This is a genomic window from Rhodococcus sp. CX (genome assembly GCF_015865005.1).
Taxonomy (GTDB): domain Bacteria; phylum Actinomycetota; class Actinomycetes; order Mycobacteriales; family Mycobacteriaceae; genus Rhodococcus.
This window is the reverse complement of the sequence record NZ_JADZGH010000217.1, coordinates 28,516-37,697: the sequence shown is the minus strand read 5'-3', so window position 1 is coordinate 37,697 and position 9,182 is coordinate 28,516. Positions and strand designations below refer to the sequence as shown.

Below are 9,182 nucleotides of genomic sequence, written 5' to 3'. Positions count from 1 at the left end.
CGTCCGCGACGACGCCGGGCTCGCCGCGGCCCAGGCCGGCCTCCTGGACGCCGAGTACGCCCTGTGCGCCGACGCCACCGCGCTCGAGGACGCCGCGCTGACCGTCACCGCGGACGCGCTGCTCGTCGCGGCACGCGCCCGCACCGAGAGCCGCGGCTGCCACACCCGCAGCGACTGCCCCGACACCGATCCGGCGCAGGCGCGCAGCCTCGAGATCCGCCTGGTCGACGGCGACGTCGCCCTGACCATCCCCGACCTGACAGGAGTGCGTTAGACAATGGCCACCGAGTTGCCCGAAGGCCTCGACCGCGACGAGATCCTCACCCTGATCCGGGTCGCGCTCGACGAGGACCTGCGTTACGGCGCCGACGTCACGTCCGAAGCGACGGTGCCGGCGGACGCGGTCGCGACCGCGGCGGTGGTGCCGCGCTCACCGGGCACGATCGCCGGCGTCGACGTGGGCCTGATGGTCCTCGACGAGGTGATCGGCGACGGCAACTACCAGGTGCTCGACCGGGTCCAGGACGGGCATCGGGTGCAGGCCGGTGAGCCGGTGCTCACCGTCGAGGCGCCGACGCGGGGCCTGCTCACCGCCGAGCGCACCATGCTGAACCTGATGTGCCACATGTCCGGCATCGCCACCGCGACCGCGCACTGGGTGGACGCGGTCGCCGGAACCGAGGCGAAGATCCGCGACAGCCGCAAGACGCTGCCCGGGTTGCGCGCCCTGCAGAAGTACTCGGTGCGCGTCGGTGGCGGCGTCAACCACCGCATGGGTCTCGGCGACGAGGCGCTCATCAAGGACAACCACGTCGCCGCCGCCGGTTCGGTGGTCGCGGCGCTGCGCGCGGTGCGTGCGCACGCCCCGGGCATCCCGTGCGAGGTCGAGGTGGACAGCCTCGAACAGTTCGACGAGGTGCTCGCCGAGAAGGCCGAGCTGATCCTGCTCGACAACTTCCCGGTGTGGCAGACGCAGATCGCGGTGCAGCGCCGCAACACCCACGCACCGCAGACCCGGCTCGAATCGTCCGGTGGGCTGACCCTCGAGGTCGCCGCGGACTACGCGCGCACCGGCGTCGACTACCTCGCGGTCGGGGCGCTCACGCACTCGGTGACGGTCCTCGATCTCGGCCTGGACATGTAACACCGGTTCGGGCGTCGATCCGGCGCGAATCTTCCTCCGCGCCAGGCGAAGTGAGCGGAGTCGGCCGCGGTGACGAGAGCTCGGCACCGCGGCCGCTGTCCTGATGCAGGGTGCAGGCCGGTGGTCAGTCGGCGGGAAGGTCGCGCACGTACCGGCCGGGGGCAGCCTCGAGCGGCGGATACCGGTCGCTGCCGGGTGCGGCGGGTGCGGCGGTCTCCTCTCCGCTGCGGGCGATTGCCCAGTCCGCCCAGGCCTCCCACCAGCTGCCCTGCTGTCGTTCGGCGTGCTCGGGCCAGGTGTCCGGATCCGGGCCCGGTGTGCCGCCGGTCCAGTAGTGGGCCTTGGGGTTGCCGGGCGGGTTGACCAGGCTGGCGATGTGCCCGGAGAAGCTGAGCACGAACTCGGTGTCGCCGCCGAGCAATTGGGTGGTGCGGTAGCAGCTGCGCCACGCGGTCAGGTGATCGGCGATGGCACCGGAGACGAAGGTGGGCACGGTGATCGACTTCAGGTCCACCGGCGTGTCCAGCACGGTGAGCCCGCCCGGCTCGACGAGCAGATTGTCGCGGAAGATGTCGAGGAACTGACCGTGCAGGGCGCCGGGCAGGTTGGTGCCGTCGGCGTTCCAGGCGAGGATGTCGAACGCCGGCGGGGTGCGTCCCATCAGGTAGTTGTTGACGACGTAGTTGAACACCAGATCGTTCGGACGCATCCAGGTGAACGCCGAGCCCATGTCCCGGGCGCTGATCAGGCCCTTGCGGCGCGAGCGGCCCTTCGCGAACCGGACCAGCGCGGGGCGCGCGAACGCGCCGAGCAAGGCCGGGTTACCGAAGTCGAGCATCGTCACCGCGTACGCCATGCTGTGCACCCGGTCATCGCCCTGAGCGGCGAGATGGTTGAGCGCCGTAGTGGCGAGGATGCCGCCGGCGCAGAACCCGATCAGGTTCACGTCGTCGCTGCCGGTGATCTCCCGCACCTCGTCGATCGCCCGGAGTATCCGCGCGGCGTAGGTGTCCATGTCCCAGTCGCCCTGCTCGGCGCTGGGATTGCGCCACGACAGCATGAAGGTCTGCAGGCCCCGGCCGACGTTGTACTCGACGAAGCTGCGTCCCGGCCGCAGGTCCAGGAAGTAGTACCGGCCGATCGGTGGCGGCACCACCAGCACCGGCCGGCTGCGCACCGTGGTCGTGGTGGGGGTGTACTGGATCACCTCGGCGACCGGGTCGCGGGAGACCACCGCTCCCGGGGTCACCGCGAGGTCCTTACCGACGGTGAAGGCGTCGCGCGGCACCATCGACGGCATGCCCCGGTTCTCGATCACATCGGTGACGAAATGCTTGGTGCCGCGCACCAGACTGAGTCCGGCGGTGTCGAACGCTTCCTTCAGTGCCGCAGGGTTGGTCCACAGGTAGTTCGTCGGGGCCAGAGCCGCGGTGAGGATGTCGGCGGCGAATTTGGCCTCGGCCGCCCGGCGCGCGTCGATCGCGCGGCCGACGTCGTCGACCACGCCGTCGACGGCGCCCGTGGCCGCCAGGTAGGTCTGTTCGAGGCGGTGGTAGGCCGGGTGTGTATCCCATGCCGGGTCGGCGAACCGGCGATCGCCCTTGGCCGGGGCCACCGTCGACCGGCCGACGGCGATCTTCGCCAGTTCCTTGCCGAACGCGGCGCTGTGCCGGGCCACTGTCCGTCCGTGGCCGAACACATCGGCCAGGGCGCCGAGGGCCATCCCGAGCCCAGGGGGTGCGACGTCCTCGCCACCGCCGATCGATTCCTCGACGTCGTCCCTGATCACGGGTCGTGTCTGGGTCATCGCGGGTCTCCCTTCGACACCTGAATTGTCGCACCGCATAGGTGCCGTGGCGGCCGACGATATCGAATTGCATTACAAGACAGCACATTCAAGCAGTATGTATCTCGACGCGGAGGAGCTCGGCGCGACGTTCCGGACGACGGAAGCAGCGGTGTACGAATGGATATCGACAGCACCGGGTGCGATCTCGGCGATGCCCAATCCGCGTGACCACGAAACATCCATCGTGACCACGAAACATCCATCACGGCAACGCAAGTCCCTGAAGGCGCACCGTCGGTGCGGACCCTGGTGGGAGACCCGGGTCGGCAACGGTGTTAGTGTCGGTGCCGTCCACACGGGAGCCCTATTGCAGGGGCTGAGATCGGGCTGACGCAGCCTGCGACCGTCGAACCTGCCCGGGTAATGCCGGCGAAGGAAGTAGGAACAGCTCCGATGAGCGCATCGAACGCCCATGCTCTGACCCATGTCCACGACGAGGAACACGACCTCCACGTTCCCGTCACGGAAATCCGCTTGGAGAACTCCCCGGGCGGGGTCCCGAACCCGCCACTGCGGGTCTACCGCACCGAGGGTCCCGGCAGCGACCCGGAGGTCGGGCTCCCGCCGGCACGGGCCTCCTGGATCGCCGCTCGCGGCGACGTCGAGCAGTACCCGGGCCGGGAACGGGATCTGCTCGACGACGGTCGCTCGGCCGCCCGGCGTGGTGAGGCGTCCCGGGAGTGGAAAGGCCCCCGCCGTGTCCCGGTGCGGGCGAAGGCGGGCCGGACGGTCACGCAGATGCACTACGCCAGGGCCGGGATCATCACCCAGGAGATGCGGTTCGTGGCATTGCGGGAGAACTGCGATGTGGAACTGGTACGCACCGAACTGGCGGCGGGGCGGGCGATCATCCCGGCCAACGTCAACCATCCCGAGTCCGAGCCGATGATCATCGGCAGGGCGTTCCTGGTGAAGATCAACGCCAACATCGGCAACTCGGCGGTGACCGGCTCCATCGCCGAGGAGGTGGACAAGATGCGCTGGGCCACCCGCTGGGGCGCGGACACCGTGATGGACCTGTCCACCGGCGAGGACATCCACACCACCCGGGAGTGGATCATCCGCAACTCCCCGGTGCCGATCGGCACGGTGCCGATCTACCAGGCCCTGGAGAAGGTCAACGGGCAGGCGGAGGCGTTGACCTGGGAGATTTTCCGCGACACCGTGATCGAGCAGTGCGAACAGGGCGTGGACTACATGACCATCCATGCCGGGGTGCTGCTGCGCTACGTGCCGCTGACGGCCGAGCGGGTCACCGGCATCGTCTCCCGGGGCGGGTCGATCATGGCCGGGTGGTGCCTGGCCCACCACGAGGAGAATTTCCTCTACACCCACTTCGACGAGCTCTGCGAGATCTTCGCCCGCTACGACGTCGCTTTCTCCCTCGGTGACGGGCTGCGGCCCGGGTCGATCGCCGACGCCAACGACGCCGCCCAGTTCGCCGAGCTGGACACCCTCGCCGAACTGACCGCCCGCGCCTGGGCTCACGACGTGCAGGTCATGGTGGAGGGGCCCGGCCACGTCCCGCTGCACCTGGTGCGGGAGAACGTGGAGCAGCAGCAGAAGCTGTGTCACGGCGCGCCCTTCTACACCCTGGGCCCGCTGGTGACCGACATCGCCCCGGGCTACGACCACATCACCTCCGCGATCGGGGCCGCCGAGATCGCCCGCTACGGCACGGCGATGCTGTGCTACGTCACGCCGAAGGAGCATCTGGGACTGCCGAACCGGGACGACGTGAAGACCGGGGTGATCACGTACAAGATCGCCGCCCACGCCGCGGACCTCGCCAAGGGTCATCCCGGTGCCGCCGAGCGTGACGACGCGTTGTCGAAGGCGCGTTTCGAGTTCCGGTGGCGGGACCAGTTCGCTCTGTCCCTGGATCCGGAGACCGCCGAGGAGTTCCACGACGAGACGCTGCCGGCCGAACCGGCCAAGACCGCGCACTTCTGCTCGATGTGCGGGCCGAAGTTCTGCTCCATGCGCATCTCCCAGGACATCCGGGACCGGTTCGGTGATGCCACCGAGCAGGCGGTCGTCGCCGGGATGCAGCACAAATCCGCCGAGTTCCGAGCCGCCGGCGGCACGGTCTACCTCGATACACCCGCCGTCCCGTCCCCCTGAGGGTTCGTCGGCGGAACGGGACGGCGGCAGGGTCGGGTCGGCGAGCACGCCGGGCGTGTCCGGCGAGGTCACGCCGCTGACGACAGGTGGTACTTGCCGACGGGCCGGGCCGGGCACAGAGTGGAACGGTGACGGGCACCGACCGCGACCGTGCCGACCCGGCCGCATCGGTCGCGTTCACGCACCGCGAGATCCTCTCCATCCTCAGCGGATTGATGCTGGGGATGTTCCTGGCCGCCCTCGATCAGACCGTCGTCGCCACCGCGATCCGGACGATCGCCGACGACCTGAACGGCTATGCGCTGCAGGCGTGGGTCACCACGGCGTATCTCGTCACCGCGACGATCACGACGCCGTTGTACGGCAAGCTGTCCGACATCTACGGGCGACGCCGGCTGTACCTGACGGCGATCTCCGTGTTCCTGCTGGGTTCGCTGCTGTGCTCGTTCGCCACCTCGGTGTACATGCTCGCCGCGTTCCGGGCGATCCAGGGCATCGGCGCCGGCGGCCTGATGTCGCTGGCGCTGGCGATTCTCGGCGACATCCTCGCGCCTCGCGAACGTGCCAAATACCAGGCGTATTTCCTCGCCGTGTTCGGCGTCTCCAGCGTGCTCGGTCCGGTCCTCGGCGGTTTCTTCGCCGGGACCGGCAGCCTGCTCGGTATCACGGGCTGGCGGTGGGTGTTCCTGGTCAACGTTCCCGTCGGGGTGCTCGCCCTCGTGGTGGTGGCCCGCAATCTGCGGCTGCCCGCGCAGCGCCGGGCGATCCGCATCGACTGGTGGGGTGCGCTGGCGCTCGTCGTCGCGGTGGTGCCGCTGCTCGTCGTCGCCGAACAGGGCCGCGAATGGGGCTGGGGCAGCGGCCCGGCGGTGAGCTGCTATCTCGTCGGCGGTGTCGGGGTGGCGGTGTTCGTCGCCGTCGAGATCGGAATGAAGGACGCGGCGCTGATCCCGATGCGGTTCTTCCGCAATCGCACGTTCGCGCTGGGTGTGCTGATCTCGCTGCTCGTCGGCACCGCGATGTTCGGAGGCATCTCACTGCTGCCGCAGTACCTGCAGGTGGTGCGTGGATCGTCACCGACGGTCGCCGGGCTGCAGATGATCCCGATGGTGCTCGGCATCATGACCGGCTCGGTGTTCTCGGGCCAGCTCATCGCGCGCACCGGGCACTACCGGATCTACCCGATCATCGGATCGGCGATGCTCACCGTCGGCATGTTCCTGCTGCACACGATCGCCACGGACACGGCGCTGCCGCTCGTGATGGCCTACATGGCGATCCTCGGGTTCGGCCTGGGCAATCTCCTGCAGCCGATCACCCTCGCGTTGCAGAACGCGTTGCCACCGCAGGACATGGGGGTGTCCACCGCGGCGGCCACGTTCTTCCGGCAGATCGGCGGCACCCTCGGGGTGGCGGTGTTCCTGTCGATCCTGTTCGCCCGGGTCACTTCCGCGATCGCCGAGCGTCTGGCCGCCGCGGCCGCCGATCCCGGTTTCCGGTCGGCGCTGACCGCGGCGACGCGCGGGGGTGATCCGGTCGACGCGTCGTTCGCCCGCGGTGTGCTCGAACGGGATCCGGGTGCGCTCGAATCGGTGCTCGGGGACAGTTCGATCGTGCAGCGGCTGAACCCGGTTCTCGCGCGACCGCTCGCCGACGGGTTCGCCGACGCGATGGACACGGTCTTCCTCGTGACCTCGGTCGTCGGTGTGGTGACGGTCGTGCTGGTGCTGCTCTGGCGGGAGGTACCGCTGCGACCCGATTCCGGCCTCGCCGCGGCCCGGGCCACGGACACCGGTAACTGAACATGCATTCGCAGTGCATCAGATCGGTCGTTCGAACGGTGGCGATCCCGGTGGTTCATCACGTAGAACTTTGGAGAGCACCCGATGTGATCGCTCTCACTACGGGTGCTTTTCCGGTGAGCTGCAGGGGGCTCACCCCGAAGTGAGCTCTCGCGTGGCGGGTAGCGGAAAGAAACCGAATGCGGTTACCGATGTCACCGACCGATTCGATGTTCCTGCTCGGCGAGTCCCGTGAGCATCCGATGCACGTCGGGGGACTGCTGCTGCTGCAGCCACCGGAGGGCGCCACCGATCAGGATGTTCGAGCTCTGTTCGTCGAGGCGTTGTCCCGCGACGACGATGTGGCGCCGCTGTGGCGCCGCCGCGCGGTGCGGTCGCTGTCCACGCTCTGGCAGTGGGCGTGGGAGGAGGATCCTCGCTTCGACCTCGACCACCACGTACGCTTCAACGCCCTGCCGCGACCGGGCGGTATCGACGAGCTGTGGGAGCTGGTGTCGCGCCTGCACAGCACCGTCCTGGACCGGTCCCGGCCCCTGTGGGAGATCTACCTGATCGAGGGGCTGGCCGACGGCAGGTACGCGATCTACGTCAAGATCCACCACGCCCTCGCCGACGGTGTCGGTGCGATGAAACTGCTGCGGCGTGTGCTCTCCACCGATCCGTGCGAGACCGGGATGCCGGCGCCGTGGGGCACCGTGGACCGTTCGGACCCGGCGAGGTCCGCGGTCGGTACCGCCATCGATCTGCCCGGCGCGATCGTCCGCGCGGTGCGCGCGACCGTCGCGGAGGCCGTCGGGCTCGTGCCGGCGCTGGTGGGAACCGTCGATCGGGCGCTGCACGACCGCGGTGGGTCGATGTCGCTGTCCGCGCCGAACAGCATGTTCAACGTGCCCATCGCGGGGGCACGCCGGTTCGCGGCCCGATCGTGGCCGCTCGAACGCGTGCAGATGGTCGCGAAGGCCGCCGAGGCCACCGTCAACGACGTGGTGCTCGCGATGTCGGCGGGCGCGCTGCGCACGTTCATGCTCGAACACGACGCCCTGCCCGACGATCCGCTCATCGCGATGGTCCCGGTGTCGCTGCGCAAGGACAAGGATCCGGGCGGCAACGACATCGGCGTCCTCATGTGCAATCTCGCGACCCACCTCGCGGACCCGCAGGCCCGCCTGGAGGCCGTTCGGGACTCGATGGCCGAGGGCAAGCAGTCGATGGAAGGGATGTCGACGGTGTCGCGGCTCGCGGCGAGTGCCCTGGGCATCGCGCCGCTCGCGGTGGGGGTGCTCACCGGGAACCGGGCGTTGCCGCGGCCACCGTTCAACGTGATCGTCTCGAACGTGCCCGGTCCCACGGATCCGTTGTACTGGAACGGTTGCCGCGTCGACGCCCTGTATCCGCTGTCGGTGCCGGTCGACGGGCAGGCGCTGAACATCACGTGCACGAGCACCGACGGCGAGATCGCGTTCGGTCTCACGTCGTGCGGGCGCAGCATCCGGCAGTTGCATCCACTGCTCGATCATCTCGGCGCGGAACTCGAGGCGCTCGAGGCTGCGTACGAGGTGGGGGCCCCGGCGTAGGCGGTGGTCGTCAGCCGTGGTCGATGTACGACTCGAGCTGGTCGCGCTCGGCCTGCAGTTCGTCGATGCGGCTCTTGACGATGTCGCCGATGCTGACGATGCCCGCGAGGTGCCCGTCCACGAGCACGGGCAGATGCCGGATCCGCCGCTCGGTCATGGTCTCGGCGAGACTGTCGACGCTGTCGCTCGGCAGGCACGTGTACATCGCCGTGGTCATCACGTCGGAGACGCGTGCATCGAGGACGCCGGGGCCGTGCACGTGGATCAGCCGGACCACGTCGCGTTCGGTGACGATGCCGATCGGGGCGGTGTCCTCGAGGACGACCAGGGCGCCCAAATTTCGGGTGGCCAGGACTTCGACGACCTCCCCGACGGTCGCGGTCGGGGGCACGGTCACGACGGCCCGGCCCTTGTTGCGCAGCACATCCGCGATTCGCATCCGGATCTCCGATCCATCCGCTCGTCCGTTATCCGCCCGCGTCCAGCACCGGCAGACATCGAGCGTATGCCAGGGTCGCGACCCGCCCCGGAGTCTTTACCGACTCGTGACCGATGCGCGGCTGCCTGCGCCGGTTTCGGCTTCGCTAGGCTCCTCGCCGTGACTCGATTCGATGCCGACGTCGTTGCTGCCGTGACCGGACACATGAACGACGACCATGCCGACGACAACCTGTTGATCGTCCGTGCCT

General features: G+C 69.1%; 7 protein-coding genes, 1 pseudogene and 1 riboswitch. Of the genes and pseudogenes, 6 read left to right on the top strand and 2 right to left on the bottom strand.

The features are described 5' to 3' along the window. Both I0Q12_RS33730 and nadC read left to right on the top strand, forming a co-directional pair. Positions 1-274 (top strand): annotated as a pseudogene (locus I0Q12_RS33730) (L-aspartate oxidase); the annotation flags it as partial. A 3-nt stretch (positions 275-277) separates the two neighbouring features. Next, on the top strand, positions 278-1,144 hold the full coding sequence (gene nadC / locus I0Q12_RS23945; RefSeq protein WP_197255387.1) for a carboxylating nicotinate-nucleotide diphosphorylase: 867 nt from the start codon (positions 278-280) through the stop codon (positions 1,142-1,144). Between the two features lie 124 nt (positions 1,145-1,268). Here the strand turns inward: nadC and I0Q12_RS23940 are convergent, their stop codons facing one another. Beyond that, the gene (locus I0Q12_RS23940; protein WP_197255385.1) at positions 1,269-2,951 is read right to left on the bottom strand and encodes an alpha/beta hydrolase; all 1,683 of its coding nucleotides are present in this window, start codon (positions 2,949-2,951) and stop codon (positions 1,269-1,271) included. 327 nt (positions 2,952-3,278) lie between these two features. Continuing rightward, positions 3,279-3,388: riboswitch (TPP riboswitch) on the top strand. On the opposite strand from I0Q12_RS23940, the gene thiC reads away from it, so the two are divergent. The 3 genes from thiC (at position 3,387) to I0Q12_RS23925 (ending at position 8,493) form a co-directional block, all read left to right on the top strand. Continuing rightward, positions 3,387-5,117 carry a phosphomethylpyrimidine synthase ThiC gene (thiC, locus tag I0Q12_RS23935; RefSeq protein ID WP_197255383.1) on the top strand — a complete coding sequence of 577 codons (1,731 nt, stop codon included), beginning with the start codon at positions 3,387-3,389 and terminating at the stop codon, positions 5,115-5,117. Its footprint overlaps the riboswitch before it by 2 nt. A gap of 128 nt (positions 5,118-5,245) precedes the next feature. Next, entirely contained in the window at positions 5,246-6,919 is a 1,674-nt protein-coding gene (locus tag I0Q12_RS23930; RefSeq protein ID WP_307846469.1) for an MDR family MFS transporter, read from the top strand. Positions 6,920-7,098: 179 nt separating this feature from the next. Beyond that, positions 7,099-8,493, top strand: a complete 1,395-nt coding sequence (locus I0Q12_RS23925) for a wax ester/triacylglycerol synthase family O-acyltransferase (protein ID WP_197255381.1) — start codon at positions 7,099-7,101, stop codon at positions 8,491-8,493. 10 nt (positions 8,494-8,503) lie between these two features. Here I0Q12_RS23925 and I0Q12_RS23920 read toward each other — a convergent pair whose 3' ends face one another. Beyond that, entirely contained in the window at positions 8,504-8,932 is a 429-nt protein-coding gene (locus tag I0Q12_RS23920) for a CBS domain-containing protein (RefSeq protein WP_197255379.1), read from the bottom strand. A 159-nt stretch (positions 8,933-9,091) separates the two neighbouring features. Between I0Q12_RS23920 and I0Q12_RS33725 the strand changes: the two genes are divergently transcribed. After that, on the top strand, positions 9,092-9,182 hold a 91-nt coding region (locus I0Q12_RS33725), incomplete at its 3' end, for a DUF2470 domain-containing protein (protein ID WP_307846472.1).